15 protein-coding genes are annotated in these 22,116 nt (G+C 68.9%); 11 read left to right on the top strand and 4 right to left on the bottom strand.

The window, feature by feature from the left end; translation table 11 throughout:
• Nucleotides 1-189: 189 nt before the first annotated feature.
• The 11 genes from H9651_RS12995 (at nucleotide 190) to H9651_RS12945 (ending at nucleotide 16,121) form a co-directional block, all read left to right on the top strand.
• Complete coding sequence (locus H9651_RS12995) at nucleotides 190-4,941, top strand: DUF4082 domain-containing protein (RefSeq protein WP_191719752.1); 4,752 nt, start codon at nucleotides 190-192, stop codon at nucleotides 4,939-4,941.
• Nucleotides 4,942-4,970: 29 nt separating this feature from the next.
• Nucleotides 4,971-6,059 carry a Gfo/Idh/MocA family protein gene (locus H9651_RS12990; protein WP_191719751.1) on the top strand — a complete coding sequence of 363 codons (1,089 nt, stop codon included), beginning with the start codon at nucleotides 4,971-4,973 and terminating at the stop codon, nucleotides 6,057-6,059.
• Nucleotides 6,056-7,054, top strand: a complete 999-nt coding sequence (locus H9651_RS12985; protein WP_191719750.1) for an NAD-dependent epimerase/dehydratase family protein — start codon at nucleotides 6,056-6,058, stop codon at nucleotides 7,052-7,054. The genes H9651_RS12990 and H9651_RS12985 overlap by 4 nt, the downstream gene beginning before the upstream one ends.
• Entirely contained in the window at nucleotides 7,051-8,196 is a 1,146-nt protein-coding gene (locus tag H9651_RS12980; RefSeq protein WP_225216756.1) for a DegT/DnrJ/EryC1/StrS family aminotransferase, read from the top strand. The genes H9651_RS12985 and H9651_RS12980 overlap by 4 nt, the downstream gene beginning before the upstream one ends.
• The gene (locus H9651_RS12975; protein ID WP_191719749.1) at nucleotides 8,193-8,816 is read left to right on the top strand and encodes a NeuD/PglB/VioB family sugar acetyltransferase; all 624 of its coding nucleotides are present in this window, start codon (nucleotides 8,193-8,195) and stop codon (nucleotides 8,814-8,816) included. Before H9651_RS12980 ends, H9651_RS12975 begins: the two co-directional genes overlap by 4 nt.
• A complete protein-coding gene (locus tag H9651_RS12970; RefSeq protein ID WP_191719748.1) occupies nucleotides 8,813-9,952 on the top strand; it encodes a DegT/DnrJ/EryC1/StrS family aminotransferase in 1,140 nt (379 codons plus the stop codon). The genes H9651_RS12975 and H9651_RS12970 overlap by 4 nt, the downstream gene beginning before the upstream one ends.
• Nucleotides 9,949-10,992, top strand: a complete 1,044-nt coding sequence (locus tag H9651_RS12965; protein WP_191719747.1) for a glycosyltransferase family 2 protein — start codon at nucleotides 9,949-9,951, stop codon at nucleotides 10,990-10,992. The genes H9651_RS12970 and H9651_RS12965 overlap by 4 nt, the downstream gene beginning before the upstream one ends.
• Nucleotides 10,985-12,574, top strand: a complete 1,590-nt coding sequence (locus tag H9651_RS12960) for a lipopolysaccharide biosynthesis protein (RefSeq protein WP_191719746.1) — start codon at nucleotides 10,985-10,987, stop codon at nucleotides 12,572-12,574. The genes H9651_RS12965 and H9651_RS12960 overlap by 8 nt, the downstream gene beginning before the upstream one ends.
• A gap of 238 nt (nucleotides 12,575-12,812) precedes the next feature.
• Entirely contained in the window at nucleotides 12,813-13,958 is a 1,146-nt protein-coding gene (locus H9651_RS12955) for a glycosyltransferase family 4 protein (RefSeq protein ID WP_191719745.1), read from the top strand.
• A complete protein-coding gene (locus tag H9651_RS12950; protein WP_191719744.1) occupies nucleotides 13,955-15,196 on the top strand; it encodes a rhamnosyltransferase WsaF family glycosyltransferase in 1,242 nt (413 codons plus the stop codon). The genes H9651_RS12955 and H9651_RS12950 overlap by 4 nt, the downstream gene beginning before the upstream one ends.
• A 43-nt stretch (nucleotides 15,197-15,239) precedes the next feature.
• A complete protein-coding gene (locus H9651_RS12945; RefSeq protein WP_191719743.1) occupies nucleotides 15,240-16,121 on the top strand; it encodes a DUF6492 family protein in 882 nt (293 codons plus the stop codon).
• An 8-nt stretch (nucleotides 16,122-16,129) separates the two neighbouring features.
• Here the strand turns inward: H9651_RS12945 and H9651_RS12940 are convergent, their stop codons facing one another.
• From H9651_RS12940 to H9651_RS12925, 4 genes are all read right to left on the bottom strand, one after another.
• Nucleotides 16,130-16,945, bottom strand: coding sequence for a chain-length determining protein (locus H9651_RS12940; protein ID WP_191719742.1), 816 nt, complete (start codon nucleotides 16,943-16,945; stop codon nucleotides 16,130-16,132).
• A 3-nt stretch (nucleotides 16,946-16,948) separates the two neighbouring features.
• On the bottom strand, nucleotides 16,949-18,196 hold the full coding sequence (locus H9651_RS15060; RefSeq protein WP_191719741.1) for an O-antigen ligase family protein: 1,248 nt from the start codon (nucleotides 18,194-18,196) through the stop codon (nucleotides 16,949-16,951).
• Nucleotides 18,197-18,351: 155 nt separating this feature from the next.
• Nucleotides 18,352-19,590: an exopolysaccharide biosynthesis GT4 family glycosyltransferase EpsE gene (gene epsE, locus H9651_RS15055; RefSeq protein WP_318244873.1), complete on the bottom strand. Its 1,239-nt coding sequence runs from the start codon at nucleotides 19,588-19,590 to the stop codon at nucleotides 18,352-18,354.
• Between the two features lie 57 nt (nucleotides 19,591-19,647).
• Entirely contained in the window at nucleotides 19,648-22,059 is a 2,412-nt protein-coding gene (locus tag H9651_RS12925) for a DUF4082 domain-containing protein (RefSeq protein WP_191719740.1), read from the bottom strand.
• Nucleotides 22,060-22,116: the final 57 nt, after the last annotated feature.

Below are 22,116 nucleotides of genomic sequence, written 5' to 3'. Positions count from 1 at the left end.
GGCGGTGCCGGGTGGACGTGCTCCGAGATTCTATTGTGCGTGGTCTGCGGTTGTGGATACACTGCCCGCGGGGATACCGGTTGTGTGCGCGTCGGGGAGGCGCTCGCACGACGCCGATGAGATTGCTCGTCGTCGTGCCGGTCAATGGCCTGTGACGCTCGCTCGCGTCGCAGGCGACTGGGGAAGAGCATGGGGAATCTGGGGACCGCTGTCGCGTGGACGGCAGAACCGTCTTCGCGCGCGCCACGGCGGGTGGCGGCGATCGTCATCGTGGCGCTGCTGGCCGCCGCGCTGGTGGCGCTGCAGCCCTCCGCGCGTGCGGAGGCATCGAGCCCGTGCGGTGCCGGCGTCAACCGGGTCGTATGCGAGAACCAGCAGGGCGGCACCGACCCCGAGGTCTGGGACATCGACGGCGCCGGCGACCCCACGATCCAGGGGTTCGCCACCGACATCAGCGTGAATGCGGGCAGCCCCATCGATTTCAAGATCGACACGGATGCCGCCGACTACAAGATCGACATCTATCGGACCGGCTGGTATCAGGGCAAAGGCGCCCGGTTCATCCAGCCGGTCACACCGTCCCACATCGCGCCACAGGTGAACGAGTGCAAGTCTGACGAGCTCACCGAGCTGTACGACTGCGGCACCTGGGACGTCTCGGCTACATGGAACGTGCCGGCCGACGCCGCCTCGGGCGTGTACATCGCCCGTCTCGAGCGCACCGACACCCATGGTGCGAGCCACATCATCTTCATCGTGCGTCGCGACGGCAACACGTCGGATGTGCTCTTCCAGACGTCGGATCCGACGTGGCACGCGTACAACGGCTACGGGGGTTCGGACTTCTATCAGGGCGCCGACAATGGGCGGGCGTACAAGGTGAGCTACAACCGTCCGTTCGCCACCCGTGAGGGTGTGACATCCCGCGACTTCTACTTCAGTTCCGAGTACGCCACCGTGCGATTTCTGGAACGCAACGGCTACGACGTGAGCTACATCGCGGGCGTCGACACCGATCGACGCGGCGGAGAACTGCTCAACCACGATGTCTTCCTGTCGGTCGGACACGACGAGTACTGGTCTGGTGCGCAACGCGCCAACATCGAGGCGGCACGCGATGCCGGTGTGAACCTGCAGTTCCTCACCGGCAATGAGGGCTACTGGCGCACGCGGTACGAGCCGTCCATCGATGACTCCCGCACGGCCCACCGCACGCTGGTGTCGTACAAGGAGACGTGGTCCAACGCGAAGATCGACCCGTCGCAGGAGTGGACGGGCACCTGGCGGGACCCGCGGTTCGCCACCGCGGCGCAGGGCGGACACCTGCCCGAGAATGCCGTGACGGGCACCATGTACTTCGCGAACCACAACGATCTTCCTGTCACGGTCACCGCCGAGCAGGGCAAGCTGCGCATGTGGCGTGGGACCGCACTCTCCGAACTGCCGGCAGGAGCCGCCGCCGAGCTCGCCCCGCACACCGTCGGCTACGAATCCAACGAAGTCCTCGACAACGGGTTCAGCCCGCCCGGCCTCATCCGCCTGTCCACCACCGTCGGTCAGACGCCGCAGTACCTCAGTGACTACGGCAACACCGTGGTCGCCGGCACCACAGAACACCACACCACGCTCTACCGTGCCGCCGGCGGAGCTCTCGTCTTCTCGGCGGGAAGCGTGCAGTGGAGCTGGGGCCTCGATGAGACACACGATGGCGACGGTGCCCCCGCGGACGTGCGGATGCAGCAGGCCCAGGTGAACCTGCTCGCCGACATGGGCGCCCAGCCCGGGTCTCTCATGGCAGGTCTCGTCCCGGCCTCGCCGAGTACCGATACGACGCCGCCGACGACCGTGATCCTGACCCCCGCGGCGGGACAGCAGATCACGCACGGATCGACTGTGACCGTGACCGGCACCGCCGCCGATGCCGCTGGCGTCGTGGCGGCGGTGGAGGTGTCGACCGACGGCGGGACGTCGTGGCATGCCGCCGACGGCACCACCAGCTGGTCGTACACATACCTCCAGCAGGGGAACGTGCAAGCCGAGATCCGCGCCCGGGCGGTCGACGACAGCGTGAACTTCTCGTCTGTCGGCACGCGACGCACGATCGTGATCAGCGGGGCGGCCTCGTCGCTCGGCGACGCGGTGCCCAGGGTCGTCTCGGCCGATGACTCGCAGGCGGTCGAGTTGGGCCTGCGATTCACCCCCTCCGTCGACGGCTTCGTCAGCGGGGTGAGATTCTTCAAAGGCCCGACGAACACCGGCATCCACCTCGGTCGCCTGTGGAGTGGCGACGGTCACGAGCTTGGCAGGGTGGAGTTCGGTGACGAGACCGCCACCGGGTGGCAGACCGCGCGGTTCGACGCGCCCGTGGCCGTGACCGCCGGGACAGGATACGTGGTGTCGTACTCGGCGCCGCAGGGTGGGTATTCGTTCGACGCCGCCTACTGGCCGTATCGCGCGAGGCCGTCGGTGCCGGTCGGCGTGATCCCCGGTGTGGGGGAGGCGAGCCCGGGCGTATTCGGGCACGTCGGACAGTTCCCCGCGCAGGCCTGGGGTGAGGCCAACTATTACGTCGACGCGATCTTCGAGGTCGATCCGCACATCACCGTCCGGGTGTCGGATCGTGACCCGTCGCCTGACCTGTCCAGCGTCCCTCCCACGAGCCCCGTGGCCGTCACCTTCACCGGCGACGTCCAAGCGGGGTCGGTGGAGATCTCGATTGCGGGACCGGACGGCGATCCCCTCGGCGGCACGGTTTCGTACGACGCGGCGCAGCGCCGGGCGCTGTTCGTGGCAGACGCGCCGCTTGCGCAGTCGACGACGTACTCGGTGTCGGTCGATGCGGCCGTCGCGGGCAACGCGTCGTTCGACCCCGGGCAGCCCTGGACCTTCACGACGAGCGATCCCCTCGTGCCCGAGGGCCAGTGCCCCTGCTCGCTCTACACATCGCTCGACGCGCCGCAGATCGCGTCCGCGGGCGACAGCAGCAGCGTCACGCTCGGTGTGCGGTTCGCGGTGAACCGACCGGGTGCCGTGACCGGCGTGCGCTTCTACAAGGGCCCCTCGAATGCGGGACCTCGCAAGGGGGCGCTCTGGACGACCGACGGACGCAGGATCGCGGAGGTCTCGTTCGCGACGGAGTCCGCCGGTGGCTGGCAGTCCGCCGAGTTCACCCAGCCGGTGCCCGTCGCCAGCGGCACGGAGTACATCGTCTCGTATGAAGCGCCGGTCGGCGGCTACTCCGTCACGCCGGCGGCGTATGCCGCGGGGTACAGCCGCGGCCCGCTGAGTGTGCCCGCCGGTGGCGCGGTCTTCAGCTATTCCGGCGGCTTCCCGTCGCAGTCCTCCTCGTCGAGCTATTACGTGGAGCCGGTCTTCCAGCCCGAAGCCGCGGGGCCGGCGGTGGTCGCGACGTCTCCCGACACGGGATCGACCGGCGTTGCGCGCAACGTCGAGGTGTCGACCACGTTCGGTGAGGTGCTCACGGCGGTACCCGAGGTGCACGTCGACGCCGCCGGCCAGCCTGTCTCCGGCACCACACGGTTGGATGCCGCGGGGACCACGGTCATCTTCACCCCGTCGTCTCTGCTGCCCTACGGCACCCAGGTCGCCGTGCGGGTGAGCGGTCACGGCTCCTCCGGTGTGCAGACGGAGCTGGATTTCGGCTTCAGGGTGGAGACAGACCCGACGGTGCCCGCGCCGTATTCGTTCTTCGGGGCGACGCCCACGGCCCCGTCTGCATCAGACGACGGCAGGCCGGTCGAGCTGGGCATGGTGTTCGCGACATCTGAGTCCGGCGTGGTGTCGGCCTTGCGCTTCTACAAGCCCGAGGGCGATACGGGGGCGCACACGGGTACGCTCTGGTCCCCGACGGGGGTCGCGCTGGCCTCGGTCCTCTTCGAGGACGAGAGTGCATCTGGGTGGCAGCGCGCATCGCTGGTGACACCGGTCGCGCTGCTGGTCGGGCAGCCCTACACGGTGTCCTACCAATCGCCCCTGGGCCGGTACGTCTCGGAGTCCGGCTATTTCACCATTGCGCGCACCAGCGGGCCGCTGACGGCCGCGACGGCGGGTAACGGGGTGTACCGCTACGGCACCGCGGGCCAGCGCCCGACCGAGACATGGGGGGCGACGAATTACTTCGTCGATGTCGAATTCGTGGCGGCGGCACCGCCGAGCGGTCCTGTCGCCGTGCAGGCCAAGGAGCCGGTGGGCGACGGCGTCGGGCTGTCGCAACCCATCACCGCAACCCTCACCCCGGGTGCCCAGCTGCCGACCCTGTCGGTGTCCGGTGGCGGGGCCGTGGTGACGGGCACGTCCGGCTTCGACCCCGTCACTCGGCGGGTGACGTTCACCCCCGCCATGCCGCTGATCGCGGCGACGACGTACACCGTGCGGGTGCTCGTCGCCGGCGAGACGCTGGGTCAGTGGTCGTTCACGACGGCCGATGCGGGCACGGACGGTCCGGTCGGGTCGGCGCCGGTCGAGACGATGTTCGGCGACGCGACGCCGACGCACGCGGCCTGGGACGACACCGCCGCCACGCAGGTGGCGACGCGGTTCCAGGTGAGGGCGGAGGGGGCTGCCACGGGGGTGCGCTTCTACAAGGGCGCGGCGAACGTCGGCGCGCACACCGGATACCTATGGGGCGGGGATCACCGACTCCTCGCCGAAGTGCAGTTCGCCGATGAGACGCCGGAGGGGTGGCAGACCGCGCAGTTCGCGGCGCCGGTCGAGCTGCAGCCCGGCGTGGAATACCGGGTCGGGCTGCACAGCACCGAAGGCCGCTACTCGGTGGACGTCGGGATGCTGGCGGGGCAGACCACGGTGGGCGGGTTCGCGATTCCCGCCGACGGCGGCGCCCACACCTACTCGCGAGGGTTTCCGGTGAGCCTCTCGCCACACAACTACTGGGTGGACGTCACCTTCGTCCCATCCGGTTAGCGGCACGGCCGCGAATCTGGGGAAACACCATGACATCTGGGGAATCTGGGGGAACCGTGTCTGAACGGTTGAACGTCGCCGTCATCGGCGCCGGCTATTGGGGGCCGAACCTCGCGCGCAACTTCCGCGCGGGGGCGGACTGGGATCTGGTCGCGATCTGCGACCTCGACGAGCAGCGCGCCCGGGGCGTCGCAGACAGTGTGGGAGGGGTGCCTGTCACCGCCGACCTGACCGACGTGCTGCGCGACCCGCAGGTCGATGCCATCGCCATCGCGACCCCGGCGCGCACGCACCACCCGATCGTGCTGGCGGCGCTGGCTGCCGGCAAGCACGTGATGGTGGAGAAGCCGTTGGCCGATACCCGGGAGCGGGGTGTGGAGATGGTCCGTCGGGCGGACGAGCGGGGGCTCGTGCTCATGGCCGACCACACCTACTGCTACACGCCGGCGGTGCTGAAGATCCGCGAGCTCGTCGCCGAAGGGGCGCTGGGTGACATCCTGTTCGTCGACAGCGTGCGCATCAACCTCGGGCTCATCCAGCCCGACGTCGATGTCTTCTGGGACCTCGCCCCGCACGATCTGTCGATCATGGACTTCGTGCTCCCCGGCGGCCTCGCGGCGACATCGGTCTCGGCGCACGGCTCGGACCCGCTTCGCACCGGCAAGTCGTGCGTCGGCTACCTCGCCATGCCGCTGGAGTGCGGTGCCATGGCGCACGTGCACGTCAACTGGCTGAGCCCGACCAAGATTCGCCAGATGGTCATCGGCGGCACGAAGCGCACGCTCGTCTGGGACGACCTCAACCCGCAGCAGCGGCTGAGCGTCTACGACCGCGGTGTCGACATCGAACACCTGTCCAAGCCGACATCGGCCGAAGCCCGGGCCGCCAACATCTCGTATCGGCTCGGTGACACCTGGGCACCCGCTCTGCCCGAGCGCGAAGCACTGGGTGGGGTCGTGACGGAACTCGCCGCCGCGATCCGTGAGGGGCGCCCGGCGCGCACCAGCGGAGCAGCCGGGCTGCGCGTGCTCTCGGTGTTGGATGCCGCTGCCGCCAGCCTCGCCGGCGCCGGTGCCCCGCAGCCGGTCGCTGTCGCACTCGAGGAGGTGGCGGCATGACCCGACTGGAGGACTCCCGCGTCCTGGTCACCGGCGGCGCCGGCACGATCGGCTCCACACTCGTCGACAGTCTGCTCGCCGCCGGCGTCGCCCACATCGACGTGCTCGATAATCTCGTGCGCGGTCGCCTGGCCAACCTCGACGACGCCCTCGCCACCGGACGGGTGGCCCTCGTCGAAGGCGACATCCGCGACGCGCGCCTGGTCGACGACCTCACGGCAGGCAAAGACCTCGTCTTCCACCAGGCCGCCATCCGCATCACGCAGTGCGCCGAGGAACCGCGGCTGGCCCTGGAAGTGCTCGTGGACGGCACGTTCAACGTCGTCGAGGCTGCGGCGCGTCACGGGGTGAAAAAGCTCATCGCGGCATCCAGTGCCTCGGTGTACGGCATGGCCGAGAGCTTCCCCACCGATGAGCGTCACCACCACGAGAACAACGACACGCTCTACGGTGCCGCCAAGACCTTCAACGAAGGGCTCGTGCGCAGCTTCCGCGCGATGCAAGGGCTCGACTACGTGCTGCTGCGGTACTTCAACGTATACGGACCCCGCATGGACGTGCACGGGCTCTACACCGAGGTGCTCGTGCGGTGGATGGAGCGCATCGCCGATGGGAGGCCGCCGCTCATCTTCGGCGACGGCGCGCAGACGATGGACTTCGTCTGCGTCCCCGACATCGCCCGCGCGAACGTGCTCGCCGCACAGAGCGACGTCGTCGAAGGCACCTACAACATCGCCAGTGGCACCGAGACGAGCCTGCTCGAGCTGGCCGAAGCCCTGCTGCGCGTCATGGGTGCGCCCGAACTCGGCGTCGAGCACGGTCCCGACCGCGCAGTGAACGGTGTCGTGCGACGTCTCGCCGACACCACCGCAGCCTCTCGTGACCTCGGGTTCGACGCCCAGATCGGCGTGGAGCAAGGTCTGCGGCAGCTCGTGCAGTGGTGGGCGCCGCTGCGCGAAGAGATCTCGGCCGGACGGACGGTCGACGCACGATGAGTGAGCGGATCAACGTGATGGTCCCGTGGCTCGGGCAGGAGGAGGCCGACGCGGTGGCAGAGGTCATCGCCAGCGGCTGGGTGGCCCAGGGACCGAGGGTGGCGCAGTTCGAACGGGAGTTCGCCGAGGCGATGGGCGTGGGTCACGCCGTCGCCACGACGAGCTGCACCACGGCTCTGCACCTCGCCCTCATCGTCGCCGGCATCGGTCCGGGTGACGACGTCATCGTTCCCTCGTTCTCGTTCATCGCGACGACCAACGCGGTGCGCTACGTCGGGGCTCAGCCGGTGTTCGCCGATGTCGATCCGATCACCGGCAATGTCACGGGTGACACGGTGCGCCTGGCGATCACATCGGCGACGAAGGCGGTGATCGTGGTGGATCAGGGGGGCGTGCCGGTGGATCTCGACGACGTCCGAGCCATCACCGACCCGTTCGGCATCCTCGTCATCGAGGATGCCGCGTGTGCCGCGGGCTCCACCTACAAGGGGCGTCCGGTCGGCGCGGGAGCCGAGATCGCGGCGTGGTCCTTCCATCCCCGCAAACTCCTCACCACGGGCGAGGGCGGCATGCTCACCACGACCCGCGGCGACTGGGCCAAACGGGCCCGTCACCTGCGCGAACACGCCATGAGCGTGTCCGCCAGCGACCGTCACGGTGCCGTGCTGCCGCCGGCTGAGGAGTACACGGAGGTCGGGTACAACTACCGCATGACCGATCTGCAGGCGGCGGTCGGGCTCGTCCAGCTGCGGCGGCTGCCGCTCATCGTGCACCGGCGTCGCGAGCTCGCGCAGCGCTATCGCGCTGCGCTGCGCGACATCCCAGGGCTTCGTGCGGTGGCCGACCCCGACTACGGCACCGGCAACGTGCAGTCGTTCTGGGTCGAGGTGATGGAGGAGTATCCCACCGATCGCGACGGGCTGCTCACCGCGCTCGCCGAAGCCGACATCTCCGCGCGCCGCGGCATCATGGCCTCACACCGGCACGCGCCCTACCGCCACCTGGCCTCGGCGCGCATGCTTCCGGCGACCGAGCGGCTCACGGATCGCACTCTCATCCTCCCGCTGTTCCACACGCTGAGCGCAGCTCAGCAAGACCGGGTGATCTCGGTCCTGCGCGATCCGGTGCGGATTGCGGCATGAGCGGGGTGCTGCTGATCGGTGCGAGCGGGCTCGCGCGCGAGGTGCTGGCCGCGGGTCTCGAAAATGCCATCGGGCTGCTCGACGACGATGCGACGCTGCAGGGGACCGAGGTGGGCGGTGTGCCGGTGGTAGGGCCGATCGCGGCCGCCGCGGATCAGTCGGCACGGGTCCTTGTCTGCATTGGACCGAGCGCGTCACGTCGGTCGGTCGTGGACCGGCTGCGCCACGCAGGCGTCACCGACGACCGCTTCTCGACCTTCGTGGCCGCCTCCGCTCGGGTCGGTGCGACCAGTCGCCTCTCGCCCGGCACCATCGTGCTGGACGGTGTCGTCGTCACGGCGGATGTCACCATCGGGCGTCACGTCGTCCTCATGCCGCACACCGTCGTGACGCACGACGACGTGCTCGGCGACTTCGTCACCCTGGCTGCGGGAGTCGCCCTCGGCGGCGGCGTGCGCCTCGGTGAGGGGGTCTACATCGGAATGAACGCGTCGATCCATCCCGGCATCACGGTCGGGGCGGGCGCCACCGTCGGAATGGGAGCCGCCGTCGTCGATGACGTTCCGCCGGCCGAGACATGGGCCGGCGTGCCGGCACGAGCATTGGGAGTCCACGCATGACGATCACCATCACGACGACGGTGCCGTTCCTCGACCTCGCCGCGCAACAGGCCGAGGTCGCCGATGAGGTGCTGTCCGGGTGGCGGGCGCAACTGCAATCGGCGTCGTTCGTCGGCGGCCCCGAGGTCGCGGCCTTCGAGTCGGAGTACGCCGAGTACATCGGCGCGCGCCACGTCGTCGGCGTCTCCAACGGCACCGACGCGCTGGAGCTGGCGTACCGTGCCATCGGCATCCAGGCCGGCGACGAGATCATCATGCCCGCGAACACGTTCATCGCGACCGCCGAGGCGGCGTCGCGCGTGGGGGCGGTGCCGGTGTTCGTGGACGTCGACGACGAGCATCTGCTGATCGATCCCGATGCCGTGGCTGCCGCGATCACGTCGCGCACGCGCGCCATCACGCCGGTGCACCTGTTCGGACAGACGGCGCCGATGGCGCAGATCACGGCGCTCGCGCGTCGGCACGGGCTGATCGTGGTCGAGGACGCAGCCCAGGCCCAGGGTGCGTCGGGTGCGGCGGGACGTGCGGGCACGCTGGGGAGGGTCGCCGCGACGAGCTTCTACCCCGGGAAGAACCTCGGGGCAGCCGGTGACGCCGGAGCGGTCATGACGGACGACACAGGCATCGCCTCGATCGTGCGGAATCTGGCTGGCCACGGCAGCTCGGTGAAGTACGTTCACGACAACATCGGCTTCAACGCCCGATTGGATGCCGTGCAGGCCACCGTGCTGCGTGCGAAGCTGCGCCGTCTCGACAGTTGGAACGCCGCCCGGCGGACGGCGGCAGCGCGCTACGCAGAGCTCCTCAGCGGAGTCGAGGGGGTCCGCCTTCCCGCACCGCGACCGGGCAATGTCGACGTCTGGCACCTCTATGTCGTGCGTGTGGACGATCGCGACGACGTGATGGCACGGATGGGTGCAGCCGGCATCGGGGTCGGCATCCATTACCCGACCCCCGTGCATCTGACCGACGCCTATGCCGGACTCGGCGGACGTCGCGGGCAGTTTCCGGTCGCAGAGGCCGCCGCCGACCGCATCCTTTCGCTGCCGATGTTCCCGCACCTGACGCAGCGGCAGCAGGAGCTCGTCGCCGAGGCGCTTCAGCGCGCCGTGTCGAGCGGAACGAGCACGGCATGACTGCCGCCATCGACGCTGCGGACGCCACGGGGAGGCCCCTGCGCCGGCCCGGCCCGAGATATGCGCTTCCGACGGTGCCCCGACAGCGGCACACGGCCACCGTCGTCATCCCGTGCTACCGGTATGGGAAGTATCTGCCCGAGGCGGTGAGGTGCGCCCTCGCGCAGCGCCACGTGGACATGCGTGTCGTGATCGTCGATGACTGCTCGCCGGACGACTCCCTGACGATCGCTCGCAGCCTTGCGGCCGAAGACTCCCGCGTCGAGGTGGTCGCGCATGAGACCAATCTGGGCCACATCCAGACCTACAACGACGGTCTCGCCCGCGTCGACACGGAGTTCGTCGCGCTGGTCTCGGCCGATGACCTGGTGGCCCCGGGAGCGATCGACCGCGCCGTCGCATTGATGGAGCGCTTCCCGGACGTCGGCCTCGTCTACGGAAAGCTGGTGCCGTTCAGTGACGCGGTGCCCCGCAGTCGTCAGTGGCGCGGACTGTGGAACGTGTGGACGGGGCGGCAGTGGATCGAGAGCGTCGCGCGCAACGGGTTCAACCCCATCATCTCCCCGGAGGCGGTCCTGCGTACGAGTGCGCTGCGAGAGGCAGGCGAGTACAACGGCGACCTGCCGCATTCCGGCGATCTCGAGTACTGGCTCAGAGTCGCGGCGCTGTGGGACGTGGGGCAGGTGCGGGGGGTGGTGCAGGCCAACTACCGGGTGCACGGGGCGAACATGCACCTCACCCGGTTTCCGGGCAGCATCGCCGACATCGAGCAGAAGATGGCGGCTTTCGACGTGCTCAGCTCTCCCCAGGTCAGCCGTGGCCGTCGGTGGGTCATGGATGCCAGGGCGTCCGCCGCGCGCACGTTGAGCGCGGAAGCGCTCGCGTGTGCGGGGCGGGAACAGCAGGCCGGTGATCTCGGGAAGGCGCGCGACCTCGCGCGGCTGGCAGCGATCCTCGCGCCGATCGGCGTGGCGCGTGGCGTGTCGGACGGGCAGGCGGGTGTGACCCGTTTCCGAGAGCCGCGGGGTTCAGATGTCTGACGGAACACCCGATCAGGCAGCGGTCGCCACCGGGCTGACGGGCCGGGCAGCCTCCAGCGTCGGATGGCTGACCGCGCAAACCTGGACGGTCAAGGTCGGCGGCTTCGTGACGATCATCGTCTTGGCGCGCCTGCTCACCCCGGAAGACTTCGGATCCGTCGCGGTGGCCATGACGGTGCTTCCGCTGGTCTACCTCATCGCGGACATGGGGTTCGGCACCTATCTCATGCAGGCCGAGGCTCTCGGCCCTCGCACCGCCAGCACGGCTTTCTGGTATTCGTTCACCGCGGGGCTGCTCCTCGCCGCAGGCATGGCCGCGGCGGCGCCTGGGCTGGAGATGCTGTTCGGCGTGGCGGACGTGGCCGGCGTCATCATGGCGATGAGCCCCGTGGTGCTGCTGTCGAGCCTCGCGTCCGTGCCGGTGGCGCTGCTGCGGCGTGCGATGAGGTTTCGGACCCTGTCGATCCAAGCGGCCGTGGCCGGGGTCGTCGGGCAGGTGATGGCGCTGGCGCTGGCGTTCTCAGGCGCGGGGGTGTGGGCTCTCGTCGCGCAGGTCTGCGTCAGTCAGGTGGTCGTGACGACCGGAGCGTGGATCGCGGCGCGGTGGATTCCGAGCCTGCGGTTCTCCGCGAAGGAGTTCGGCATCATGGCGTCGTTCGGCACGAAGGTGGTCGGTGTCAATGCCATCTCGGTCGCCCGGCTCTGGGGTGAGAACGTCATCATCTCCAATGTCCTCGGCGCGGCCGCGCTCGGGCAGCTGAGCATCGCGCAGCGCCTCGTGCAGACCACGCAGGATCTCGCGGGGTCGGCGATCGCTCCGGTGTCGACCATCGTCTTCGCGACCGTGCGCTCGGACCCCGATCGGCTGCGGTCGGGGTACGACAGGGCGCTGGGTGCGACATATCTCATGATCATGCCTGCGCTGTGCCTGGTCGCTGTGGCCGCACCCGCCATCGTTCCGTTCCTGTTCGGTCCGCAGTGGACCACCAGCATCCCCGTCGCCCAAGCCCTTGCCGTCGCCGCGATCTTCACTGCGGGAGCAGCGCTCGATCACGGATTGTTCTACGGGCTGGGCCGGCCTGGCGCCTGGCTCGTCTACGCGGTCGTCGTCGACGCCTCGACGATCGCGATGACGGCATTCGCCGTGCGGTTCGGCATCGCCGGTGTCGCTGTCGGGTTCGTCACGGTGGCAACGCTGGCGTGTGTCGCGCGCTGGTTCATCGTCGCCCACGCGATCCGCGCCCGCGCCCGTCATCTCGCCGCGCAGACGGCACGGGCACTGCTTCTGGCCGGTGCGGCCGGTATGGCCGGTTGGGCCGCGGGCCTGGCGGTGGCTGGTGCGCCGGCGCTGATCCGGATCGCGGTCGCCGGCACGGCGGTGATGATCGTCCATTTCTGCCTGGCGCGCTGGCTGCTGCCGCAGGCGTTCGACGAATTGGGACGGCAGGTCCGCTCCCGACTCCCCACGCGCGGACGCCGCCGGCGCGGGGACGCACGTGAGCGTCCGGAGACCCGCGGAGATCGTGAGAGCGCGCCGGGAGCGGCAGCGCGCACCCCTGGAGGATCACATGACCACGTCTGATCGGATTCGCGGACTCGCCCACCGAGCGGCGGCGGGCGCGCCGGGATGGATCAAGAAGGCTGCGAAGGCTCTACTGCCGGTCCGGGGGTCCTCCGCAGTTCGACTCGATTCCTGGAGCAGCCCGCTGATCCCGGGCGCCGCGGCATCCCCGCTGCGGCTGCCGGCACCCGCGGTGGAATCATCTGCGTGGGTGCCGACGCGCACAGAGCCCGGGGACGGGCGGGCGGTGCGATGCCTGTTGGTCACCGACTCCCTCGACGCCAGCGGGATGGACGAGTTCGTGGCCTTTCTCGCCCGTGGGCTTCGTGCCGCCGGGTGGGACGTGAAAGTGCTCGTGGCGGGCTCCGATCCCGGCGACGACATCGGGCGGCTCGGGCGGGCTTTGGCTGCCGAGGGAATCCAGACTGAGAAGCACGGATCCCTCAGCGGCGCACACTGGATCGCCCAGTGGCGACCCGACGTGGTCGACTCCCACGGCGCCGCGCTCTGGCCGCTGCGCGCAGCACGTCTCGCGGGTTCGGCTGCGGTGGTCACCCTGCACGGCATCCACAACATCATGGGCAAGACGCCGCACGAGATGCGCTCGCGGCGTGAGGACGTCAACGGATTCATCGCCGTGAGTGAGATGGTGCGAGCCGAGTACCTCAGCGGCGACCCCACGCTCCCGCCGCACCGAGTGGTGACCATCCCGAACCCCGTCGACCCGGGCCGTTCGCGCCGTTTCGATCGGCAGGCTGTGAGGGCTGCGTTGGGTCTCGACGAAGAGTTCCTCTTCCTCTCCCTCGCACGTCACTCGCTCCAGAAGAACGCCTTCGCGCTGGTCTCCGCCTTCGGTGAGATCGCGCACCTGCACGAGAAGACACATCTGCTGATCTGCGGGCGTGTGGACGACCCGAGTTACACCCTGCAGGTCCTGGCGCTGCGAGACAGGCTGGGATTGCGCGGACGCATCCATCTGCGAGGGAACCTCGGCGACGCGGACGCTCTGCTGTGGGCTGCCGACGCGTTCGTGCTGGACTCGTTCTTCGAAGGCTGGGCGCTGGGATCGATGGAGGCGCTCGGAACCGGCCTGCCCGTCATCCTGAGTGACGTGGGTGGCGCACGGGAGCAGCTGACGGATGGCCCTGCGCGCGGGGTGCTGATCCCCAACCCGCTGGGGCGACCCGTGGGGGTGACCTGGCCGAAGATCTCGCAGGCCGCGTACCGCAGACAGGCCAACCGCCCGGACCTGGTCGCGGCGATGCGCGGCGTCGCTGAGGGGTCGCTGGTCTTCGCAGACCGGGCGGTCATCGCGGACCACTGCCGTGCTCGATTCAGTGCAGCGGACTGTCTGGCCGCCCATCAAGCGACGTTGCTCTCCTTCGCCGGCGAGCGTGTCGCATGAGCGGGCCGCTCCTGCCACGGTGGACGGGCCCGCACGGGCCGGTCGGGCTGGCCCGGCGGCTCGCGCACAAGGGTCCGCGCCTGACGGCGCAGACGCTCGTGCGCAAGTTGGCTGACCGGCTCGACGTCGCCGAACTCGACTTCCCGCTGCTCGACGGCGACGTCTACGACTCCGTCAGAGCAACCGCGCGAACAGCATCGGAGCGGGCTGCGCTGGCTGCGGGCAGTCGCGTGGCGTGGCTCGTCGTTCCGCCGGGTGTCGGCTCGGGTGGGCACACCACCCTCTTCCGCATGATCCAAGCCGCGGAGCGGGCCGGAATCGTCAACACACTCCTGCTCTATGACCGGTACCGGGGGGATATGCGCCTGCACGAAGAGCGGATCCGCGCCGGCTGGCCATGGCTCACGTGCGAGATCGCTGCGGTCCCGCAGCAGCTGCAGGGCTTCGACGCCTACGTGGCATCCTCGTGGCAGACCGCGCACGTGCTCGGCGCTCGGGCAGAAGGCGCCCCGGGAAGCCGCCACTACTTCGTGCAGGACTTCGAACCCTACTTCCACCCGCGCGGGGCGCTGTACTCCCTCGCAGAGGACAGCTACCGGTTCGGCTTCCACATGATCGCCCTCGGCCCGATGGTGGGAACCGCGATCGGCGCGGCGACGGGGACCTCCCCGTCGGTCGTGCCGTTCGGCGCCGACACCGTGGTGTACCGGCTGCTGCCGGAGCGGCCCCCACGTGAGGGCGTCGCCTTCTTCGCCAAACGCGGCAACGACCGACGTGGTTTCCGCATAGCCGATCTCGCGCTGCGCGAGTTCCAGTCACGGCACCCGCAGGTCCCGATCCACGTCTACGGCGACGAGGTGAGGGAGCAAGGTCGAAACGTCGTGAACCACGGGTATCTGAGCCCCGACGACCTGAACCGTCTCTACAACTCCGTCGTCGCAGGTCTGGTCCTGTCGTTCACGAACGTGTCGCTCATCCCGGCCGAGCTGGCCGCGGCCGGGGCGATCCCGGTGCTCAACGAGCACACCGACGCCCGACACACCTTCGACAACCCGGAAGCGGTGTGGGCAGCGGCCACGCCGACCGCCATCGCGGACGCGCTCGAGCGCACCGTCATGAACCCCGACGGCGCGGTGCATGAGAGGGCCGCCGCGTGGCGGACACCGTCATGGGACGACACCAGTGCCGAGCTCGTCGGCCTGCTCATGTCCCCTGACCGCACCGCGCCTGTGGGCTGAGGCCCGAGATCACCCCGCACCCACTACCTCGAGGAGGCCAGAGATGACCCGTCAGTCCTTCGAAATCGTCACCCCGAGCTACGCGCGCGACTTCGAACTGTGTCGTGAGCTGGTGCGCAGCTGCCGCGCCTACGGCCCCCCGGGAATCGCCCACACCATCGTGGTGCCGCCCCGGGATCTCACGCTCTTCGCGCCCCTGCGAGCTTCCGGGGCATCCATCATCACCACCCGGTCGATGCTGCCGCGGAGCTTCGCCGCTCTGCCGGGCATGAACGCGTGGGTCAATGTGCGGCGGCCGTTTCCGCCCGTGCGGGGGTGGATCGCGCAGCAGATCATCAAGCTCGCGACCGTTGCCCGCAGCCACGCCGGAGCGGTCCTCATCGTCGACTCGGACATCGAGTTCGTTCGGCCGTTCTCGCTCGAGACCTTTCTCGTGGACGGGCGGATTCCGCTGTACCGCCTGCCGCACGCCGTCTCCGACTCGATGCCGCGTCACATTCTCTGGGATGATGTGGCGCACCGGATGCTGGGATTGGCGCCACGCTCGCTGCCGACCCGACCTGACTTCATCTCGTGGCCGAGCTTGTGGGAACCGGCCGTCGTGCGCGACCTGCTCGAGCGTGTCTCCGCCGTCGCCGGCGTGGACTGGCCAACGGCGATCGCGCGCGAACTGCACTTCTCGGAGATGGTGCTCTACGGGGTGTTCAGCGAGCAGGCGCGGCCGCGCGACGAGCACCTCGTCGTGACCGAGGACATGCACTGCGTGAGCATCTCCGATGAGAGGACGCTGGACCGAACCGAACTGTCCACGCTGTTCGATCGGCTCATGCCGGCGGATGTGGCCGTGATGGTCTCGGCGAAGTCGGGCACCGACATGGAGACGCGTCGGGCGGGCATCGCCGCAATCGCTCGCCGGTTCGACTGACGTCGTCGCTACGCCCGGGGACTGCGTGTCCGATGCCTGTGTGAGGGTCGTGCTTCGACGGGATCGTACGTCGAAAGGGTGCGCCGGGGGACGACCGCAGATGACGCCGCGGCGGTGTCGCCGCCGGGCGCAGGGTCTTCAGGTTCGGTCGCGCCGGCGCTGCGCGACCGGCGGGGCGCTTTCCCGTTCTTGAGCCGCCGGACCTCCACCCACTTCCCGAGCGAGACCGCGCCGAAGACGAAAGCGATGCCGACGATACCGACGACGATGACGGTGCGCAGCCGACTCGAGAGCTTCTCCGTGGGTTTGCTGACGTCGGACACGACCATGGCGGTGAAGAGGTAGCGCTCGTCCGCGCCGTTCACGGTCTGGACCTCGCGCAGATACGACCGGAGCAGTGTCCCGAGTTCGGTCACGGCGGCCACGGCCTGCGCGGGTGAGTCACCCGAGGCTCTGATCGAAATGGCCAGGCCTCCGCCCATCGATCCCGAGGTCGCTTCATACTCGCTCGTGATGCCCGCCGCCTGCAGACTGTTGGCGGACTCCTGCGAGTTCAACCGGGTGATCAACACGTTGGCGATGAGGTTCGGGTCGGACGAGCGCAGGTACGGATTGTCCGCGTTCAGATCGAGCAGCGAAGGGTCGGCGTCGATCTGCTTCTCCGTCGGCGGTTGCGGGTTGGCGAGGGCGTAGGCCTGGTCCGACTCATAGACGCGGGGCCCTTCGACATAGACGAATACGGCCGCCGCGATGGCCAGGATGACGGCAGGCAGCGCGTACCACTTCTGTTGCCAGATCGTGCGGATGACGGCGAGAGGGTCCATGGGTTACTCCGATGCCTTGCTGGATCCTGAGGATGCGGAAACGAACTCGGTCTCGCGCTTGGCCAATTGCCATGCGGCGCCGGACAGGCCGACGAGCAGGGGATAGGTGAGTGTGAAGACCGGGAAGGAGAGAGAGTCGAAGGTGACTGAGCACACGGCAGCCGCGGCGAGGCCCGCACCGCATGCGCCCGCGAGGCTCTTCACCGGTGGGCTGCTCGCGGTGCGCGCCGTGTGAATTGCGGTGAGTGCGGGGAACCACAGATACACCACGAGGCAGGCGAGCCCGATGAGCCCGATGCTCACTGCGGCGTTCAGATATTGGTTGTCCAGGATCTGAAGCGCCCCGTGCGCCGTGTAGTTGCCGGGGCCGACGCCGAACCATGGCCGTTCGTCGATCATTCGCATCACTCGCGGATAGTTGTTCGTGCGGGTCGAGATGGAGGGATCCGAATCATCGGCGGTCAGCGCGCCGGTGAGAGTGAGCATGAAGCCCGGGATGGTGAGGAAGAGCACGACCACGACGACGGGCAATACCGCCAGGACGGCGCGCCGGGGGCGCTGCGGCATGAACGGGACGAAGACGGCGAGAGCCACCGCCGCACCGAGGATTCCCGACCGTGACACGGTGGCGGCGACGGCGAAGACCAGCAACGCGGTCTGCAGCCAGTGGAACCACGCCTTTCCTCGCGGATCGTGCAGAGCGCGCCATACCGAAAGGGGGAGCAGCATCGCGCTCACCACCGCGAACTCGATCGAATGGAAGGTGCTGCCGGCCACCCGCATCAGGTTGCCGCGGGCTTGGAAGGCCGTGTCGCCGCCGTTGTAGCGGAAACCGGGCATGCCCATCTGAATCCACTCCATCGGATTGATGCCCAGAGTGAACTGGACGACGCCGACGAGGCAGGAGAAGAACGCCCCGGCGAGCAGCCAACGGGCGAGTTGCAGCACATCCGCCATCGTTCTGACGGAGTCGCCCGTGACCAGGATCAGAGCCAGGCTGGCGGCCACGAGGATCAGCCAACGGTCTGCGGCCATCAGCCCGGTGGCCGTGCTCTCTCCCGACCACCCGCCGTAGAGCGCGACATACGACGACGCGACGCCGACGAGGAGGAAGAAGCCGGCGAGGCGCCCGGGGTGGCGCGATTCCAGCGGGCGGTGCAGCCCCCACGCCCACGAGCAGAGCCAGAAGACCAGCAGAAGGCAGCTCAGGATCATCGGAACGGTGCCGGCGGCGCCGATGACGTCGATCACCATGGTCGAAGGGAAGAAGAAGACGGAGAAGGCAGTGACTCGCAGCAGGAGCGGTACCGCGCCGTGCGGCGCCACCGCAGGGTTGAACGTGGAACGGGAGAAGGGGGCGCCGTGCGAACTCGAGCCTGATCTCCGGATGTCCGAGATGTGCTGTGTCATGCCGCTGTCCCCGCCCGCGTCGACAGGGTCCGCGCGACCTCGTCGAACAGCGTTCGGGCGCTGTTGCCGCTGTCGAAACGTGAAATCACCGATGCGCGTCCTGCTGCGGACAGTGCGCAGGCGTAGGCGGGATCCAAGGCGATGGCGCGGATCCCGCTCGCGACCCCGAGAGGGCTCTCCGGATCGACGAGTACGCCCACGCCGTCGACCACCAGTTCGCGAACGCCGCCCCCATCGCCGACGACAACGGGGATCGACATCGCCATCGCCTCCATGATCGCCACGCCGAGCGGTTCGCCGTGGCTTGCCAGCGCGAACACGTGGGCACCCGCAAGACGTTGCCTGATGGTGTCCTCATCGACAGCGCCGAGCAGTTCGACGTGCTCGACGAGGTCCAGGTGAGCGATCAACTCCTCCAACTGCCGCCGATAGCCGGAGCCGCCCTGCTCGTCCTCGCCCGCGATCGTCAGACGTGCCGGCACCTGCATCCCCTGGAGGGTCTTGATCGCGGTGATCAAGGTGTCATGGCCTTTGGCAGGGTTCAGACGCCCGCAGCTGAAGACCACCAACGGTCCCTGTCCCGCCCAGGCCCGATACGGGCTCTCGCGCTGCATCTCCACAGTGCGAATGCCCATGGGGGCGAGCGACACCCGTTCCGGGAGGGCCTCGCCGAGAATCTCCCGCGTGGGGGCCGCCAACGTCTCGGTGATGATCAGGCCGAACTCGGCATGCGACCACTTCTGGTCCTGGCGCGGCCCATAGTCGGCGAGTGGGCCGTGCAGAGTGAGGCTGTACGTCAGGCCGAACAGGAGCCGAGCGGTCATCGCGATATCGGCGGAACCGGCGCAGGAGTGCACGTGCACGTGGCTCCATCCCGCGGAACGCGCCTGCGCGGCCAACACCGCGGAAGCCGCGATCGTCCGCAGCGTGTGAGCGCGCGAGTCGCCCGGTGACGTGAGCGAGCGCACCACCGCGCGCATGCGGCCCGAGACGACCGCACTGCCCAGCATCGCAATGGCCCGCAGAGCCCGCCTCAGGTCGGGACTGCTCAGGTACGCCGTTCGTGCGCGCGCGTCGTCACCCCAGGCATGCGAGGCGATCGCCTCAACCGGTGGTCGCGTCGAGATGAGATCGACCTTCGCGCCGGCGAGCTCCAGCTCCTTGACTTCGCGCCAGAAGAAGGCATGTGTCTGGCCGGGAAACTCCGGCACCAAATACCCCAGCTTCACGTCCACCCCCAGAGAACGTGAGATCGAGGCCCCCCCGGCCCCGCCCCACCTCTGAGGATAGGGCTATTCGAGGTCGATGCGGTAGGCCCGGTGCGAGTACTCAGCTTCGAAGTCGTCGCTGAAGCGGCCGTCGACCACCGGGATCTCCCGGTCCTCCCCGACCACCTCGATGTCTCCGGCGACGCCCGGGGGCAGAGTGAAGTTGCGTGTACCGGTGCCGCCGTCGGTCATGGCGAAGATGTACGCGTACCCGTCGTGGGCTTTGAGTGCCGTGTCGAGGTGATCTCCGAACGTCCACGAATAGCTCGGGGAATTGATGACGGGCGCGAGTGCGGCGACTTCCGCGTTGATACGCCCCACGCCGTCGCGCAACGATGCCGAGCAGTCGATGAGTGAGTAATTGCCGCAGGCGGAGTCATTGTTGTGCTGGAAGTATGCGATTCCCGCTGCGCCGTTGATGATCGAGTTCCACACGGCGCCCTCGATCTGCGGGACGGCGATGGTGCTCGCTCCCTCTTCGATGAGGTAGGGCCGCGCGGTTTCCACGAACGCCCAGTTCGGTGTGGCGGCGACGGGAGACATGAACGTCTCCATGCGGTCCTGCTGCCATCCGTACGCCACAGCCGACGCCGGGTCCACCTCGCTCGGCCAGCTGGGCGCGCCGCGGAGCAGATCCTGCACATGAGGGCTCGTATAGGCGTACTTGTCGACGCTCGTCACGTCCATGAGGGCGACGTGGTCGTCCATCGTGGTCGGCGACCAATACGTTCCCAGCACGCCGTTGCCGAAGTTCGCCTGCAGGAACCGACCGTCGGCCTTGCCTCGCAGTGCGTCGACGTAGCCACGTTGGATCGCGAGGCTGCCCTGCTCGCCCTGCGGGCTGTCGCAGCCGCCGAGACCCATGTCGCACTCGTCCGACACGTGCCAGCCGACCACGCGTGTGTCGGACCCGACCTCCTGCGAGGTCCACTCGTCCTGCGCGATCAGCGAGATCCCCGTCCTCGTCACGACGGAGACCGGTGAGCCGTCGTGTTCGGCGCCCATGAACGTGTTCACGCCGATGGCAGCGAGCGAAGCTGCATGGGCCGGCTTTCCGAAGAAGACCGCGATGGGGAAGAACGTGGGCTCATCCCAGCCCGCGGCGTTCGCCCGGGGGAATCGACTGTAGTACGCGGGCCCACCCCACCAGGCCTCCTGCGGCAGGTCCAGCACAGAGCCGTGCGGCTCGGGCGACGGTGTGGGACTGGCAGTGGGGGTCGGTGTGGGTGACGGGGCGGGGGTGGTCGGGACGGGAGAGGGCGATGGCGTCGGTACCGGCGTCGGCGTACTGGTCGGTGGGGGCGTCGTCGTGGGCTCCGGGGTGAAGACGACGTCGACGTAGTAGTTCGAGTTCTCGTAGTCGTCGGTGGGGAATCCGCCCGAGCCGTAGGCGTAGACGCCCGCCGTGGCCGGCACCGACAAGTAGAGTCCGTCGATCCCGCGGTCGAAGAAGCGTTCCTCGGACACATATCGTCCGCGCGGCGCGAGGTAGGACACGACATATTCGTCGCCGGCGGTGACCGCCACGGGTGAGTCGAGCCGCGCGAGCTGCCAGCCTTGCGTCGACGTCTCGGGGAACGTCACGCGCGCGAGCGCTCTGCCATCGGCATCCCAGAGGGTTCCTCGGTGCAAGCCGGAGTTGCCGGGGGTTTTGAAGAAGCGGATTGCGGTGATCGCCCCGTCCACCTTCGGTGAGAACCTCATGCCGAGTTCGACGGAGGCGGCATCGATGTCTTCTGCGCCCGGCGACGGCGTCTCGTCCAGCACGGAGGCGCTCGCCGGGGGCACCGACGCGGTCGGCGTCGGAGCGGGGGTCGGCTGACCGTCGCCGGGATCCGCGGCCGGGGCGAAGACGACGTCGACGAAGTAGTTCGAGTATCGGTGGGAGGCGGTGGGGAAGCCCGCCTCATAGGAGTACACACCGGCGGCACGCGGCAGGCGCAGGCCGTCGACCGTCCGGGAGCGGACGAAGTAGTCCTCCTCCACCGAATACGCTCCTGACTCGGCGGTGTACGACACGACGTACTCCCGGTCTGCCGTGAGCGCGACGGGGCTGCTCAGCGACGCCGACTGCCACCCCTCGACAGTGGCGGGGGCGAAAGTGACCCTCGCGAGGAGTTCGCCGTTCTCGTTCCAGAGCGAACCCACATGCTGGCCCACGTTGGCCGCCGTCTTGTAGAAGCGGATACCGGTGACCGTCCCTGCGGTCGTCGGGGAGAACCGCATGCCCAGTTCGACCGCGCGCGTATCGGGGTCGACGGGGACGGCGGGGCGCGCGGTGTCGGCGAAGGCGGAGCGTGTGGCGGTCTCCGCGGTCTCCGCGGTCTCCGCCGCGGGCGGGGCGGACGCGCCGAAGACCGATACCTCGACGGGCTGCGTCTGGGTCGCGTCGGCGTCGCCCGCCGCCCGGGACGTCACGACGCCCAAAAGGAGCACGATCGCCGCCGCCGCAATGCACATCAGTAAGAGAGCGCGGCGCCGCAGGGGCACGCG

It is taken from the genome of Microbacterium pullorum (assembly GCF_014836535.1).
Classification (GTDB): domain Bacteria; phylum Actinomycetota; class Actinomycetes; order Actinomycetales; family Microbacteriaceae; genus Microbacterium; species Microbacterium pullorum.
The sequence above is the reverse complement of the archived record's forward strand: the minus strand, read 5'-3'. Positions and strand labels throughout refer to the sequence as shown.

Bases quoted from the DNA above. Each gene is read 5' to 3' on its own strand.
- H9651_RS12995 (WP_191719752.1), top strand. From the start codon at position 190: ATGGGGAATCTGGGGACCGCTGTCGCGTGGACGGCAGAACCGTCTTCG.
- H9651_RS12990 (WP_191719751.1), top strand. From the start codon at position 4,971: ATGACATCTGGGGAATCTGGGGGAACCGTGTCTGAACGGTTGAACGTC.
- H9651_RS12985 (WP_191719750.1), top strand. From the start codon at position 6,056: ATGACCCGACTGGAGGACTCCCGCGTCCTGGTCACCGGCGGCGCCGGC.
- H9651_RS12980 (WP_225216756.1), top strand. From the start codon at position 7,051: ATGAGTGAGCGGATCAACGTGATGGTCCCGTGGCTCGGGCAGGAGGAG.
- H9651_RS12975 (WP_191719749.1), top strand. From the start codon at position 8,193: ATGAGCGGGGTGCTGCTGATCGGTGCGAGCGGGCTCGCGCGCGAGGTG.
- H9651_RS12970 (WP_191719748.1), top strand. From the start codon at position 8,813: ATGACGATCACCATCACGACGACGGTGCCGTTCCTCGACCTCGCCGCG.
- H9651_RS12965 (WP_191719747.1), top strand. From the start codon at position 9,949: ATGACTGCCGCCATCGACGCTGCGGACGCCACGGGGAGGCCCCTGCGC.
- H9651_RS12960 (WP_191719746.1), top strand. From the start codon at position 10,985: ATGTCTGACGGAACACCCGATCAGGCAGCGGTCGCCACCGGGCTGACG.
- H9651_RS12950 (WP_191719744.1), top strand. From the start codon at position 13,955: ATGAGCGGGCCGCTCCTGCCACGGTGGACGGGCCCGCACGGGCCGGTC.
- H9651_RS12945 (WP_191719743.1), top strand. From the start codon at position 15,240: ATGACCCGTCAGTCCTTCGAAATCGTCACCCCGAGCTACGCGCGCGAC.
- H9651_RS12940 (WP_191719742.1), bottom strand. From the start codon at position 16,945: ATGGACCCTCTCGCCGTCATCCGCACGATCTGGCAACAGAAGTGGTAC.